This window comes from Heliobacterium mobile, assembly GCF_009720735.1.
Lineage (GTDB): Bacteria > Bacillota > Desulfitobacteriia > Heliobacteriales > Heliobacteriaceae > Heliobacterium > Heliobacterium mobile.
In genome coordinates this window covers 1-13,431 of record NZ_WNKU01000012.1, presented here as the reverse complement: position 1 = coordinate 13,431, position 13,431 = coordinate 1, and the positions used below count along the sequence as shown (strand labels likewise).

15 protein-coding genes and 1 rRNA gene are annotated in these 13,431 nt (G+C 50.5%); 4 read left to right on the top strand and 12 right to left on the bottom strand.

Annotated elements, in window-relative coordinates; all coding sequences use genetic code 11:
- Positions 1-97: 97 nt before the first annotated feature.
- Complete coding sequence (gene galE / locus GJ688_RS11165; RefSeq protein ID WP_155476640.1) at positions 98-1,066, top strand: UDP-glucose 4-epimerase GalE; 969 nt, start codon at positions 98-100, stop codon at positions 1,064-1,066.
- A gap of 75 nt (positions 1,067-1,141) precedes the next feature.
- On the opposite strand, the gene GJ688_RS11160 is transcribed toward galE, so the two are convergent.
- From GJ688_RS11160 to GJ688_RS11150, 3 genes are all read right to left on the bottom strand, one after another.
- Entirely contained in the window at positions 1,142-2,053 is a 912-nt protein-coding gene (locus GJ688_RS11160; protein WP_155476639.1) for a DHH family phosphoesterase, read from the bottom strand.
- Positions 2,054-2,203: 150 nt separating this feature from the next.
- Positions 2,204-3,688, bottom strand: a complete 1,485-nt coding sequence (locus GJ688_RS11155; protein WP_155476638.1) for a nickel-dependent hydrogenase large subunit — start codon at positions 3,686-3,688, stop codon at positions 2,204-2,206.
- On the bottom strand, positions 3,685-4,620 hold the full coding sequence (locus GJ688_RS11150; RefSeq protein WP_155476637.1) for a hydrogenase small subunit: 936 nt from the start codon (positions 4,618-4,620) through the stop codon (positions 3,685-3,687). Before GJ688_RS11150 ends, GJ688_RS11155 begins: the two co-directional genes overlap by 4 nt.
- Before the next feature lie 155 nt (positions 4,621-4,775).
- Here GJ688_RS11150 and GJ688_RS11145 point away from each other — a divergent pair, with 155 nt between their 5' ends.
- The gene (locus GJ688_RS11145) at positions 4,776-5,303 is read left to right on the top strand and encodes a hydrogenase maturation protease (RefSeq protein ID WP_155476636.1); all 528 of its coding nucleotides are present in this window, start codon (positions 4,776-4,778) and stop codon (positions 5,301-5,303) included.
- A 65-nt stretch (positions 5,304-5,368) separates the two neighbouring features.
- Here GJ688_RS11145 and GJ688_RS11140 read toward each other — a convergent pair whose 3' ends face one another.
- Complete coding sequence (locus GJ688_RS11140) at positions 5,369-6,088, bottom strand: peroxiredoxin (RefSeq protein WP_155476635.1); 720 nt, start codon at positions 6,086-6,088, stop codon at positions 5,369-5,371.
- Positions 6,089-6,190: 102 nt separating this feature from the next.
- On the opposite strand from GJ688_RS11140, the gene GJ688_RS11135 reads away from it, so the two are divergent.
- Both GJ688_RS11135 and GJ688_RS11130 read left to right on the top strand, forming a co-directional pair.
- A complete protein-coding gene (locus GJ688_RS11135; RefSeq protein WP_170291895.1) occupies positions 6,191-8,290 on the top strand; it encodes a methyl-accepting chemotaxis protein in 2,100 nt (699 codons plus the stop codon).
- A gap of 191 nt (positions 8,291-8,481) precedes the next feature.
- On the top strand, positions 8,482-8,790 hold the full coding sequence (locus tag GJ688_RS11130; protein WP_155476633.1) for a zinc-ribbon domain containing protein: 309 nt from the start codon (positions 8,482-8,484) through the stop codon (positions 8,788-8,790).
- A gap of 113 nt (positions 8,791-8,903) precedes the next feature.
- Here GJ688_RS11130 and GJ688_RS11125 read toward each other — a convergent pair whose 3' ends face one another.
- The 8 genes from GJ688_RS11125 to GJ688_RS11090 form a co-directional block, all read right to left on the bottom strand.
- Entirely contained in the window at positions 8,904-9,377 is a 474-nt protein-coding gene (locus GJ688_RS11125) for a YhcN/YlaJ family sporulation lipoprotein (protein ID WP_155476632.1), read from the bottom strand.
- A 67-nt stretch (positions 9,378-9,444) separates the two neighbouring features.
- Complete coding sequence (spoVAE, locus tag GJ688_RS11120; protein ID WP_155476631.1) at positions 9,445-9,798, bottom strand: stage V sporulation protein AE; 354 nt, start codon at positions 9,796-9,798, stop codon at positions 9,445-9,447.
- Positions 9,799-9,810: 12 nt separating this feature from the next.
- Positions 9,811-10,824, bottom strand: coding sequence for a stage V sporulation protein AD (gene spoVAD, locus GJ688_RS11115; protein ID WP_155476630.1), 1,014 nt, complete (start codon positions 10,822-10,824; stop codon positions 9,811-9,813).
- Position 10,825: 1 nt separating this feature from the next.
- A complete protein-coding gene (gene spoVAC, locus GJ688_RS11110; RefSeq protein ID WP_155476629.1) occupies positions 10,826-11,305 on the bottom strand; it encodes a stage V sporulation protein AC in 480 nt (159 codons plus the stop codon).
- A gap of 60 nt (positions 11,306-11,365) precedes the next feature.
- Positions 11,366-12,226 carry a DUF421 domain-containing protein gene (locus tag GJ688_RS11105; RefSeq protein WP_155476628.1) on the bottom strand — a complete coding sequence of 287 codons (861 nt, stop codon included), beginning with the start codon at positions 12,224-12,226 and terminating at the stop codon, positions 11,366-11,368.
- Positions 12,227-12,254: 28 nt separating this feature from the next.
- Complete coding sequence (locus GJ688_RS11100) at positions 12,255-12,461, bottom strand: DUF1657 domain-containing protein (RefSeq protein ID WP_155476627.1); 207 nt, start codon at positions 12,459-12,461, stop codon at positions 12,255-12,257.
- A 166-nt stretch (positions 12,462-12,627) separates the two neighbouring features.
- Positions 12,628-12,834 carry a DUF1657 domain-containing protein gene (locus GJ688_RS11095; protein WP_155476626.1) on the bottom strand — a complete coding sequence of 69 codons (207 nt, stop codon included), beginning with the start codon at positions 12,832-12,834 and terminating at the stop codon, positions 12,628-12,630.
- A 415-nt stretch (positions 12,835-13,249) separates the two neighbouring features.
- Positions 13,250-13,431: ribosomal RNA gene (locus GJ688_RS11090) — 23S ribosomal RNA — on the bottom strand; the annotation flags it as partial.

The window sequence follows — 13,431 nt, the reverse complement described above, 5'->3', positions numbered from 1 at the left end:
CTTTGAGCGAAGGCTGTAAAATTACTTTTTATGATGTGTGAAATAAGCAATAATGATGGTGAACGATCATCCATCTGAATTATAGTGGGGGTTTTTTATGCGTTTTCTCGTTACCGGCGGTGCCGGCTACATCGGCAGCCATACGGTCCTCGCTTTACAAGCCGCAGGCCATGACGTCGTCATTTTGGACAACCTGACGACAGGTCATGCTTATCTGGTTCCTGATGGAGTTCCCTTTTATCAGGGAGACGTAGGAGATTCCTCATTGCTCGAAAAGATTTTTCATGACTATCCCATCGACGGCGTGTTGCATTTTGCTGCAAAAAGCCTCGTCGGCGAGTCGATGCAAGATCCGGGGAAATACTTCTTGGCCAACACCAGTCAGTCGGCGGTCCTGCTATCTGCGATGGCGAAACATAAGATCCCCTATTTCGTGTTATCATCGACGGCGGCCGTTTACGGCGAACCTCAAGATGTGCCGATCCCGGAATCGCATCCGATCCGGCCCACCAATCCGTACGGCTTGTCCAAACATCTTATCGAGCAGATGCTGCCTTGGTTTGAAAAGGTCCACAGGATGAAGTGGATGGCCCTACGTTATTTCAATGTAGCCGGGGCTGATCCGCAAGGACGAAGCGGTGAGAGTCACGACCCGGAAACGCATCTCATTCCAAACATCCTAAAAGTCGCTCAAGGTCATCGGGACTTTGTATCCGTCTTTGGAAATGACTATCCTACCGAAGACGGCACTTGTATCCGCGACTATATCCACGTATCCGATCTGGCCGATGCCCATGTGCTGGCTATCGAAGCGCTATTCTCCGGGAAACCCTCTGGCGTCTGTAACCTCGGTAATGGCCAGGGCTTTTCCGTTCTGTCTGTCATAGAAAGCGCTCGCCGCGTCACTGGGCATCCTATTCCCGTACGTATAGAACCCCGTCGTCCTGGAGATCCCGCCGTTTTGGTCGCCTCTAACGCTAAGGCCGTCGCCGAACTCGGCTGGAAGCCCAAGTTTACTGATTTGTCTACGATTGTCGAAACCGCATGGCTATGGCAACATCGATAAAAAATAGCCCCTTGATGAGCATAGGCACTCATCAAGAGGCTATTTTGTGTACTAGATTTTTTACCACCTAGCTTTTTACCGGTCCGAAAACAGTTCCATGATGTTCGTTAGCGTCTCTTCGGCCTCTTCATTCTGCACCTGACAGGTACCGACGTTGAAATGGCCTCCGCCGCCGTATTTCAACATGATCGAACCGATGTTCACCGGCGAAGACTTGTCGAAGATCGACTTCCCGCAGGTAAAGACGCAGTTGCCGAGCTTTCCGTTGACGATCCAAACGCTGATGTTGGCCTCCGGGAACAATGCGTACGGAATAAAACGGTTGCCGGAATAGATCGGATCGGCGTTACGCAGGTCGGTCACGAGCACATTCTTATGTACCTTGGAGTGTGCCGTCACCATATTCTTGAACAGTTCGGTCTGCTCAAAGTACAAGCCGATCCGTTCCTGCACATCCGGATCTTCGATAATCTCTTCGATGGTTTTATGCCGGATATCATGGGCCAGTTTCTCCATCAACTGATAGTTGCTGATGGTGAAGTTGCGAAAACGACCGAGACCGGTTCGGGGATCCATGATGAAAGAAAGGAGAACCCATCCAGAAGGATCGAGCACTTCGTCGATGGCGAACTGAGCCGAATCGGCCTTGTCCACCGCCGCCATGAGAGCGTCAAAATCGGGGCCAAACTTGTCCCGACCGCCGTAGTAATCATAGATGACCCGGGCACAGGAGGGAGCCGGACGAGACATCCCTTTGTATTGTTGTTGTAAGCTACCGCGCTCTTCTTCGGAGGCGTGGTGATCAAACCAGAGGCCGCAGCCGGGCGCATAGGGCACATTGGCTACGATGTCATTTTCATTCGCCTCAACCAAGCCGTCTTGAACATCTTTCGGATGAACAAACTTAAAGGAGTCTACCATTCCGAGTTCAATCAACAGCGCAGCACAAGCCAAACCGTCAAAATCCGAACGGGTCAATAAGCGCATTTTCTCCCCAATTCACACGGAAAATCGGGGAATTCACCTCCTTATTGGATCTAGTCTCATTGTACCTGTTTTTCCATGTTACCGCCAAGAAAAAAGAGCACTTTTTCGCTCCGAGTCGAAAACGCTCTCTGCAGTAAGCCCATGACCCTACTAACGGAACATTTCAACCATCTTGGATTCCCTAATGAAAGGGGATCCATTTTTTATGTCCATGACATGGGTGGCACAGTTCAAACAGGGATCAAAGGATCGAACGATCCGCCCTAACACCGTAAATAACATATCGGGCCGGGGAATTTCGGTACCAACAAGAGCGCTTTCCACAGGCCCTCGTTGGCCCCGCCCATCTTTCGGGGAAAAGTTCCATACGGTCGGCGTGATGATGTCATAGCGGCTCACTTGCTCGCCCTTCACCTGAGCACGATGGAGCAAGGCGCCCCGCATGGCATCGGTCACCGCCACCACTTCTTTTTTCACAGGCTCTCGATTCTGCTGGATGGGCGGGGGTCCTGGTATAAGGCGGCCTAACCACTCTTTCATCTGTTCGACGATTAAGACCGTTTCCAGCGTACGGGCATATATGCGGTCCATCGTGGACGTCCCACCGCGATAGAATCCGTTGATGAGCATCCTCGCCAGCGGTCCTACTTGATAAGTCTCGCCGGCGTACTGCACCGATTTGACAAAGGAATAGGCCTGCCCTTTATAAGGATCCGGGATCATCTCATGCGTTTCAGAACTGCCGTTGTTTTCCGAGCTTTGAGGTACTGAGTAGACTTCCGGCGTGTGGCTGACCTCAGGACTGCGGTTATACCAACTATGCGTGACCTCTTCTTTGATGAAGGGGATCTGGGGAACGGTTACTTGCTGTTCCTTGATCAGGCCGCTGCGCCAGAGCACCTGTTCATTTTTTTCACCGAAGCGAAAGAGCCCGAAGGATAGCATCCGCCGGGGCGTTTCCCCGATGTGAAAGTAATCGCCATAAGTCTGGGCGATTCGTTCCGTATCTGGAACCATGCAGCCTTGTACAAAGTCGTTCACTTCTTGAAGCAACGCTAAGGCGGTCGCCACCTTATCGGCCGTGGGGGCTACGGACACGCCGCCGTGAACAAAGCTGTGTTGATGAGGTGCCTTACCGCCGAAGAGGGCCAGGATCTGATGGCATTTCTGGGACGCTTTGATCCCCTCGAAGTAATGGGCCACCATTTGTCGAGTGGTCACACTGTCAAAACGGGCGTCTGCCAGGTTTTGCTGTTGAAACGGAGGGTGGTCGGGCATGCGAACAAAGTCTGGCAAGCTGAAGAGATAAAAATGCCGAATGTGGTTCTGCAGGAAGTCGGCACCGAACATGATATTGCGTAAATACTGTCCCTGCTCAGGGATGCTGTTGTCTAACAGATCGTCAAGCAAGTAACTGGCCACCGCCCCATGGGAGGTCGAGCAGATCCCACAGACCCGTTGGGTCAGGTAGACTGCATCGGTCACATGGCGTTCGCGCATGATCCACTCGAATCCCCGAAACAAGGTAGCGCTGGCATTGGCCTCAGCGACCCATCTTCCCTCTAAAAAAACTTCCACCGAGAGCAAACCGCTTAAACGGGTGACAGGACTAAACATGATGCGCTGCCGGCTCATGAGCGCCCTCCTTCTTTGGGACGTTTTTGGGCCAAGGACTGGTAAAAGGGAGTTGAGCCATCAGGAAAGTCTCGATTTGTACAGCCGATACAAGGGGTATTCGCTTTGACAGGCCAACTCACATGATCGACCCATTGCCGGTAGGGACAATCGGCCAATGTGGCCGGTCCCATGCAGCCGACGGAATACATGCATTCCTTATCGCCCAATTTTTCCGCGAAGACTTTTTGGCCAAAGTAAGAACGGCGCTGGCAATGGCGGTGAACTGTATCCCTATAAAACAACGTCGGTCTCCCCTGGTCATCTACTTCAGGCATACCGTAGAGGATCAAGTGGGCCAAGGTTCCCACGAACCAATCAGAGTTGACGGGGCAACCGCTCACCCGGATGACTGGCCGCTGCAGCACATCCTGGATCGGCCGGCTTCCGGTCAAGTTGGGCCGGGCGGCCGAGGGGCCGCCGAAGCTGGCACAGGTACCGACAGCGAGGACGTATTCCGCCAATGGGCCCAACCATCGCAGGATCTCCCAGGCAGTGAGGGGCCGTTCCGGCGTCCTGGCGATGACTGTATATAAGCCGTCCGCTTTGGTCGGCACGGCTCCTTCCACAACAAGGGTGAATTTTCCGCTGTATTCTCGCGCTGCATTCGTGAGCAGTTGTAGAGCGTCCGGTCCTTGAGCAGCCATAAAGGGGTTGCTGTATAAGAGGTCGATCATATATGTAAAAACTTGTCCCACGTAGGGCGAAGTGGCATTCAAAAAAGAGATGTTATTGTCACCGCTGTCGTTCATCTCCAGCCAGATCACGGGCAGTTTTCGCCGGTGGTTTCCGAACAGGTACGTCCGAACCAAGGGAACTACAGCTCCGGCCAGCGAATAGCCGCCTTGAACAGGCCAGTTACGGCATAAGTGGACGAATTCTTCTTTTCGCATCCCATCATCGCACTCCCTTTTTTCCGGGCTCTCGGTATTTTTATGTTTGGATCGTATATAAAAATACCAAGACAATTCGGCTAGGGGAGTCTCACCACTCGGCGGTGCATGGCGGGAAACGATACTGCGATTTCGATAGGGACGGGAGTGAAGCCATGAGCAGAAGATGTCAGCCAGCGCCGGAAAGTGAGTTATTGATTCTCGGCCTAGGAAATCTCTTGATGGGCGATGACGGATTGGGCGTTTACGCCGCAGAAAAGCTGCTCCCTTTTCGCCATCCACCGAAAATCGACATCGTCGATGGAGGCACCTCCCTCCTGTTCTACCTGGAACAGATCAGCCGGTCCCGCCGTTTACTGGTCATCGATGCGCTCTTAGGAAACGAACCACCGGGTAGCTTATATCGTATAGACTTGGATGACATATCCGAAGGCACCGATAGTTTTCGCACAGCCCACGGCATCGCCCTTTCCGATGTCATCGCACTAGCCCGTTCACATACGGGCTTTCCCTCCCAAGTGACCATCATCGGTGCGGAGCCCCTTGATTGCCACCCAAGCATCGGGCTATCCCCGCCGGTAGCAGCCGCCTTACCCCTTCTCGTGGAACAGGTTGTCCATGAAATCCGAATTCACTGTAACCAAAAAGAAAATGTCCTTGTGAGGCCCGTAGGAACCTCCTAAGAACACTTTCTTGCCGCCAATCCAGTTTATATGAGTGGATTTTTCAAGGCAATGGTGCTTGACTATTACCCTTCCTTCTTTAATGAACTATCTGCTCGGTCCCTCTCTGCGCAAGGAACTGGATGGGAAGCCGGTTGCCTGTAACACCAGTACCAATCCACACACTGCAACCCTGGGGAACCTTTCTCTCTTTCCGACAGTTCCCTATAGGTTCGGGGCGGCGGTACCAGTGCCGACTGTCCGGGTACCCAGTTCGCCGGTGTAACTATTCCCTCGCGATCGCTTGTCTGCAAGGCATCGACAAGGCGGAGGATTTCCGGAATGTTTCGGCCGTTGGTAAGAGGGTAAGCCAGATTGGCTCGAATGTTTTGGCGATCGTCGATGATAAACGTATTCCGTACCGTCTCCGTAGCGCTCACATCCGGCGCAATCATCCCATAGAGCCGGGCGATCTCACCGGAACGATCAGCGATGACGGGGAAGGGAATTTGAACACCTGTGTTTTGGTAGATGTTGTGTACCCAAGCCAGATGGGCTGGATTGCTATCGATGCTCAACCCTAAAAGCTGTACATTTCTCTGGCTGAAATAGGGACTGTACTTGGCAAAAGCGATAAATTCCGTCGTACAGACAGGTGTGAAATCGCCGGGATGGGAGAAGAAGACCACCCATTTACCTGCAAGGTCAGAAAATCGAAGCGTTCCGAAGGTTGTTACCGCCGTAAAGTCTGGCGCTTTCATGCCAATGCGGATGACTGATTCCAAGTTACCTTGAGTCGCCTTCATGCATGCACCGTCCCTCAGGATTATTCGGTGCAATATACGCATTTGCCAATAGGATTGTGTCAAGGGTGAGAATAAACAAGGGCTGGTAAAGGAGGTTTTATGGTGGAAATTCAGCGTCCGTCCTGGGGGATTCGAACCAAACTGATCGTCGCCTTTCTCCTCGTCACTCTCACCCCCCTCTTCTCCGTAGGTTATATCGTGAAAAGTACATTGACGAAGCAGGTGGAAGAAGAATTCCTTGCGGCTACATCAGGGGAAATGCAGCAAGTTGAAAATGCCGTCAATCTCTTTATTGACAGCATCAAAGATGATACATACTTCCTCTCGACGGATCCCCTGCTTAAGCAGACCGAGCAGCGCATCACCAGTTACATCGATAAACAAGGCGATGCCAACGGCTTGGTGAAAATGAACCCCCTCGAAAATGATCCTTTAGAGGCGATGATATATCGCCTTCTCGAGCAATTCGCCAAATCTCATCCCAAGACAACGGCCGCCTACCTGGGCAGTGAAGCGAATGGCGGCTATGTGCAATGGCCTCCATCCAACCGCAAAGCTGGTTACGATGCCCGCAGTCGTTCCTGGTACAAAAAGGCGATGGAGAATAAGGGTAAAGTAGTAGTCACCGATCCATACCTACTTTCCACAGGAGAAGATGTGGTTTTCAGCATCGTCACTGCCTTACAGGATGACCACCATAATGCTAGGGGTGTTGTAGGCTTAGACGTAAGTTTGAAGGGGCTTACCGATATTGTAAAAAACATAAAAGTCAAAGAAACAGGCTATGTGATTCTGACCGATAAAAAAGGGACCATTCTGGCCCATCCTAAAAAACCGGAGCTAAATTTTAAACCGATCACGGAAATGAACGTCGAGGCGTTCATTGATTTACCGGACCGCACCGATAACCGGCACTTCGAATTTAATCAAGACGGCAAGACTTTCATCGCTAACATACAGACTACACCCGATTTGGGCTGGAGATATATTGCCGTGATTGAAAAAGATGAATTGCTTCATAGCGCCACGTCCATGCAAACCACGATCACAACGGTGGTTCTCGGATTTTCGCTCCTCGCGTTAGCCCTTGCCGTCACTGTGGCCACCCAGTTCAGCCGTCCCCTCGTGCTCGTCATGGAACAAATGGAACGAATCGGTTCCGGTGATTTTACACAAAAGCTCCCTGCGCACCTGTTCACGCGAAAAGACGAAATCGGCAAATTAGCCCATGCCGTGATGACGATGCAAGCCGGTGTAAAAGCGCTGGTGGAGCAAATTAAACAAGCCTCTTTAACGGTCTTCGAATCATCTACAGCACTCGCCCAGATTACCGCCGATACAAGCGATAATGTGAATGAAACCACCGAAACGATCCATTCCATCGCGGCGAATGCAGATACACAAGCCAAAGACTTAGAAACAGGTGTCATTCGACTGGGCGACCTCTCGAAGACGATTGACGTTGTTTGGGAATATACTCATCAGATGAGCGAGGTAGCCGTTACCATGCACCATCTCGGCAATCAGGTGTTGGATACAGTGCGGACATTGACGGCCCGTTCAGAAGACAGGACTCGTTCCGGTCATCGTGTCTCTAACGTGATCGGCGCCATGAACGCCATGTCCCGCGAGATCGGTTCGATCACAGAAACGATTACACAGATCGCAAGCCAAACGAATTTGCTTGCCCTGAACGCCTCCATCGAGGCTGCTCGAGCCGGCGAACATGGCCGAGGATTTGCCGTCGTCGCCGAAGAAGTGCGAAAGCTTGCCGAAGAATCGGTCAAAGCGGCGAACGATATCAAAGTGTTGATTGGAAACGTGCAAAATCAGTCCAAACTGGCCGTGGAAGCCATGGATGAAGCTCTCCAGCAGGCTTATTCCGTCAATACGGTTCAGACAAAAACGGTGCAGGAAACAGAAACACTCTTTCACGATGTCCTTCCGGCTATCGCTGCCGTAATCCAGAAAACCGAAGAGGTACAACAGGATTTTACTAAAATGAAGTTAGAGAAAGACAATATTCTCGATATCTTTTCCACGATGGCAGCGAGCGCTGAAGAAACGTCCATAGGCGCGCAACAAGCCGTTACAGTCATGCACAAACAACTGTCATCGACGCAACAGGCCGCTACCTACGCGGATAATTTAAGCCAAATGGCAGGAAGCATGCAGCAAGAAGTGGACCGCTTTAGAGTCTAGCCTTTTTATCGTTTATTTCGTAACTTTCGTTACATTTTCTCTTTGCTATTTTCCAATGATTCGGTTATACTTATACATGGCTCGGTTTTGCTTACGGAACGACAACCCTTCTCGATTGCCCAGTGGCTAAGGGAAGTTTAGGTCTGGTCACTTCCTTAGCACGGGCGAAAGAATATCGAGGAGGATTTCTCATGTTTCAAGACAAAGTATTAGCCTGCAAAGAATGCGGTCGTGAATTCGAATTCACTGCTTCCGAGCAAGAATTCTACGCTGAAAAAGGTTTCACCAACGAACCTGGCCGTTGCCCCGAGTGCCGCGCTGCCCGCAAAGCCCGTATGGGTGGTAGCAGCAACAACAGCGGTTATGGTCGTCAAGAGCGTCAAATGTACCCCGCTACTTGCGCTTCCTGCGGCGTTGAAACCACCGTTCCTTTCCAACCCCGTGGTGACAAGCCTGTATACTGCCGCGATTGCTTCTCTTCCCGTCGCAGCAACTGGTAATTGAACTTATTCGTACAGCTAACATACTCCCCAGACTTTTGAAGTCTGGGGAGTTTTTCATTTTAGAAGCCTCAAGGCTCTCGCCTGATTTGGGCTTACCCTATGGTAGTCATCTATGGTACAGCCATCTCTTTCAAAATCTTTTTGTAATTCTCGATGATCTCCGGCGGCACTTCTTTCGGAGAGCCGCCTTCCTGCTTTTCTATCTGCTGCAATTGCTTGAACATTTTTTTGTCTGTTGTGACGTGGACTTCATACCCCGGATAGGATTCCTTCAGCTTTTTTTCGATGCTTCCACGGATTGTCTTTAAGCGTAACCGGTCAAAGCCGGTAACCTTAAGGGCTGTCGATATGTCCTTATCAATGACAACGGCTGTGCTATCCTCCACACCATCCACGGTTTTCACAGCCTCTTTGATTTCCGCCGCCACAGCGGGATATATCATCGGCTTCTGACTCGAGATGGATGGCGGCGTAAGCAGCCGTTGTTGCTGCGGGGCACAACCGACTGTTACGGCCATTACAAAAATGACTAGCGAAAGGCACATCCTTATCCTGACTGTTGTCAGACGTTCAGATATTCGCACGATGTTAACCTCATTTCAACCACCAAACGAGTATCAATACCCGGAACTATACTCAATCTTGATCTCCTTATCCCTTAGGTTTAAATAAAAGTGACGCGAGGAAGCCAAAGATGATGGCCGACGAAATGCCGGCGCTCGTCACCTCAAAGATACCTGTTAAGATACCGATAATCCCTACAGCGTTTGCTTCCACCATCGCGCCATGGACGAGCGCATTTCCAAAGCTGGTGATCGGAACAGTCGCCCCCGCACCGGCAAAATCGATGAGCGGCTGGTAGAGGCCTAAACCTGAAAGAACGGCACCGGCGACAACGAGCGTACTCATCGTATGGGCTGGCGTAAGTTTACCCACATCCAGCATCAATTGTCCGATGACACAGATCAGGCCGCCGACGACAAAAGCCCATAAATATACTTGCAACGACGGTCCCTCCTATTGCACATTCTCAATGGCTACCGCATGAGCAATACAGGGAATGGATTCCTTCTGCTGAAACGACAAGGGAGAAAGCAAGGCGCCTGTAGCCACGATAAGCACCTTATTCAACTCACCGCGTTTCAACCGGTTTAGAATATGTCCGTAGGTCACTGTGGCCGAGCAGCCACAGCCACTGCCGCCAGCCAGGACATCCTTTTGTCTCTCCATATCGTAGATCAGCAAGCCGCAGTCGGTATACTTATCTTCAGGAAGTTCGACACCATGCTTTTGCATCAGATCGACACAAATGCGGTAGCCAACTTTGCCTAAATCCCCGGTGGCGATAAGGTCGTATTCTTGATGGCCCACATCAAAATCCCGAAAGTGAGCTGTGATCGTATCTGCCGCTGCCGGTGCCATCGCAGCCCCCATGTTGAAGGGATCGGAAATGCCCATGTCGACGATCCGTCCGATGGTAGCCCTGGTGATAACCGGCCCTTCCCCTTTATCCGATACTATGGCTACGCCAGCGCCAGTCACTGTCCACTGTGCCGTTGGCGGCTTTTGACCGCCGTACTCGGTGGGATAGCGAAACTGTTTTTCTACGGCCGCATTATGACTGCTGGTACCGGCCAGCACATACTGTGCCGATTTACTGTCCACAAACAGGGCGGCTAAAGCCAGGCTTTCCATAGCCGTGGAACAAGCTCCGTACAGACCGAAGTAGGGGATAGCCAGTGTGCGAGCAGCAAAACTGCTGGGTGTGATTTGGTTCAACAAATCGCCGGCTAAAAAAAATTGTATATCCTGCTTTTGAAGGCCGGCTTTCTGAACGGCGATTTCACAAGCTTCCTCCATCATCTTCTTACCGGCTTTTTCAAAACTATCTTGACCGAGCCACAGATCACCGTGCAGCAGATCAAAATCCTCCGCCAAAGGTCCCTGCGCCTCAAATGGACCGCCAACGGTTGCGACACTTCGGATTACCGGACGGTTGGGAAAAACCCAACTCTGATGACCTTGCAGCATGTCAGCTCCCTCCCAGAAGCGCCAGTGTCGTTCGAACCAGCGCGACGACAAAAGCGGCAAAGGTACCAAAAACGATCACAGAACCGGCGAGTTTAAACATATTTCCCCCAACCCCCAGCACATAGCCTTCGGTACGGTGTTCGATGGCAGCCGAGGCAACGGAGTTAGCAAAGCCAGTTACCGGTACGGCTGTCCCGGCACCTGCATGTTGGGCGATGTGATCATAGACACCAATACCGGTCAGCAAGGTGGACAGAAGGACCATAATCGCCACCGTTGGGTTTCCCGCTGTTTTCTCGGTGAACTCGAAGTTCCAGAGAAAAAAGTCCTGAATAAACTGGCCGAGCAAACAAATAAAGCCGCCCACAAAAAAGGCCCATAGGCAGTTGCGAAGAACCGGTCGTTTGGGTTCCCGTACTTTAGAGAAATCGTGGTATTCCTGTTGGACAGGCGTCATTTTTTTCTTCTTTTTGTTGGACATCTTTGCTCCCCTTACCCGTCAATGCTAACCGTCACAACGATAATAATTTCAACGGACTAGTTATCGTTTCAGCAATGGTTCGAGGTCTTGAACCACTTCGTTCAATATCTGCGACGAATCGGAGTACATTTGCTTGGCACGGGGTTGTTGTGTGCTTAACGCAAAGAGTTCACAGTCGGCCTGACTTTTTTTCAAGGTTGCGTAAAGCAGTTCTTTTGTCTTCGGTTTAGGAAGTATGATCGCATCATCAAACAAATCCAGGTAAAGTTGGCCTGTTGAATCTACTTGAGCGATAAAAACGTTTTCTGGTGCGACGCCGACTTTTTCTAACTCTGTGTGTAACCATCCCCGGTTGAATCCCATCGCCGTTAATGCTTCATCCATCATGACGCCATCCAGGATCACAGTCTGAGGGACGCTTTCTCGCCCTACATCCAGCTCCAGGGTTTTCGGGGTGATGGGTTGTTTTTCTTTATTGAGCAACACACTGATGTCGCCCGTAGGCTCCATTACGGCGAATTCCACATCAGCGAAACTGAAAACATTCTTCCGGCGAAGTTGGCTCAGTAAATCTTCGGGAGTAAGTCGGACCTCCATCAGTTTATCGTCAAGGACCTTCCCGTGATTAATGAGGATCGTTTCTTTCCCTAGCACAAAATCTCGGACTGTTTTGGACTTCATCGATAGGTAATGAAGGGCAATCGGAAAACCAGCCCAGACCACCAAGGCTATAATCCCACCAAGCATGTTCCTCATCAGATTCAGCGATAAAAGGGCCACAATGACACCGATGGCGATTCCGGTCACCACATCGAAAAAGGTTAGCTGCCCAGACTGGCGCTTGCCAAGCAGGCGAGCACCCACCAGCGTCAATCCGAATAAGAGGACTGATCGAATCAGAATCATCAACCATTCCGGCATGGAAAAAACTCCTTACCTCAGAATGTCCTTAAAAGCCCTTGTATTGCGGCTCTTCAAATTCCAGCACTTGAAGCCGTTTTTCCATGTCTCCAATCACTCGGTCTAAACGGTTTAAATTACGACCATATCTATCTTTCGCTTCTTGATTTTCTTCTATGATTGTAAAGGTTTCCAGGGTGGCTCTCGCTCCCTTAAGGCTAGCTATCGTTCCTTTCACTTGACTTGCAACCGTCATAATATTCCTTCCCCTCGAGTGAAACTAATCTAATGACATAGTTATCTAAACACATGCTTACCTAAACACATGGTTAAGGTAACGTTTTGCCAATATTTTGTATCCGAATATAGTGAAGACCGGATCCTTCGATCCGGCCTATATCGGTGTTAAAAAGTATCCCCTATTAGAAACCTTTGTATTGGGGTTCTTCTTTTTCGATCTCTTTTACCCGCGATTCTAGTTGATTGACGATATTCTGGGTTTGTTGAGCTGCTTGGCTGTACACCTGTTTTGCGTTTTGGTTTTGGGTCTGGATAGCGAAGTTTTCCAAGCTGCCAACAGCACTTTTCAAACCAGCCACCGTTTGTTTGACTTGCGAACCGACTGTCATACCCACATCACCCTCCATTTTAAGCTAGATTAACTTCTAACGAGTAACGAGCGTAACGAGTTCGGAGATTATCCACAAGCATTCCTGAGGCTTTCATGGTGTATACCTGTGGACTATCCCGTAAGTAAGTTGTCTCGTTCGAGAAACAGTTATGTAGGTATTTTAAGCATCTAAGTGAAGATTTCTCCGCCGCTTTCAGTCTTTTTCCTTTTTTAGATTTAAAAATCAAAAAGTCCATAGCTATTGCCATGAACTTTCTTCGTTCCTTAAAAACTACACAGAGGAGAAAATTTGATTTGCTTCCGCTACGGACGGTTCCCACGTCGTTACCGACGGCAGAGCCGCCGACGACTGGGGTCGCCCAGTCCCGCTGCATCAAATTAAACTTTCTGGACTATAGTCATTGCGCATGATTAAGGTCAAGTCCTCGACCGATTCGTACCCGTCGACTGAACGCCTCACGGCGTGTACATCTCGGGCCGATCGACCAGGTCATCTTCCTGGGGTCTTACCTACTTATCGTAGTGGGAAGTCTCATCTTTGGGTCGGTTTCGCGCTTAGATGCTTTCAGCGCTTATCCGCTCCCGACATAGCTAC

Excerpts from the sequence above, each read along its gene's own strand:
- spoVAD (WP_155476630.1), bottom strand. The coding sequence starts at position 10,824 with ATGCTGCAAGGTCATCAGAGTTGGGTTTTTCCCAACCGTCCGGTAATC.
- GJ688_RS11145 (WP_155476636.1), top strand. The coding sequence starts at position 4,776 with ATGAGCAGAAGATGTCAGCCAGCGCCGGAAAGTGAGTTATTGATTCTC.
- GJ688_RS11105 (WP_155476628.1), bottom strand. The coding sequence starts at position 12,226 with ATGCCGGAATGGTTGATGATTCTGATTCGATCAGTCCTCTTATTCGGA.
- GJ688_RS11100 (WP_155476627.1), bottom strand. The coding sequence starts at position 12,461 with ATGACGGTTGCAAGTCAAGTGAAAGGAACGATAGCTAGCCTTAAGGGA.
- GJ688_RS11155 (WP_155476638.1), bottom strand. The coding sequence starts at position 3,688 with ATGAGCCGGCAGCGCATCATGTTTAGTCCTGTCACCCGTTTAAGCGGT.
- GJ688_RS11140 (WP_155476635.1), bottom strand. The coding sequence starts at position 6,088 with ATGAAGGCGACTCAAGGTAACTTGGAATCAGTCATCCGCATTGGCATG.
- GJ688_RS11095 (WP_155476626.1), bottom strand. The coding sequence starts at position 12,834 with ATGACAGTCGGTTCGCAAGTCAAACAAACGGTGGCTGGTTTGAAAAGT.
- galE (WP_155476640.1), top strand. The coding sequence starts at position 98 with ATGCGTTTTCTCGTTACCGGCGGTGCCGGCTACATCGGCAGCCATACG.
- GJ688_RS11160 (WP_155476639.1), bottom strand. The coding sequence starts at position 2,053 with ATGCGCTTATTGACCCGTTCGGATTTTGACGGTTTGGCTTGTGCTGCG.
- GJ688_RS11130 (WP_155476633.1), top strand. The coding sequence starts at position 8,482 with ATGTTTCAAGACAAAGTATTAGCCTGCAAAGAATGCGGTCGTGAATTC.
- spoVAC (WP_155476629.1), bottom strand. The coding sequence starts at position 11,305 with ATGTCCAACAAAAAGAAGAAAAAAATGACGCCTGTCCAACAGGAATAC.
- GJ688_RS11150 (WP_155476637.1), bottom strand. The coding sequence starts at position 4,620 with ATGCGAAAAGAAGAATTCGTCCACTTATGCCGTAACTGGCCTGTTCAA.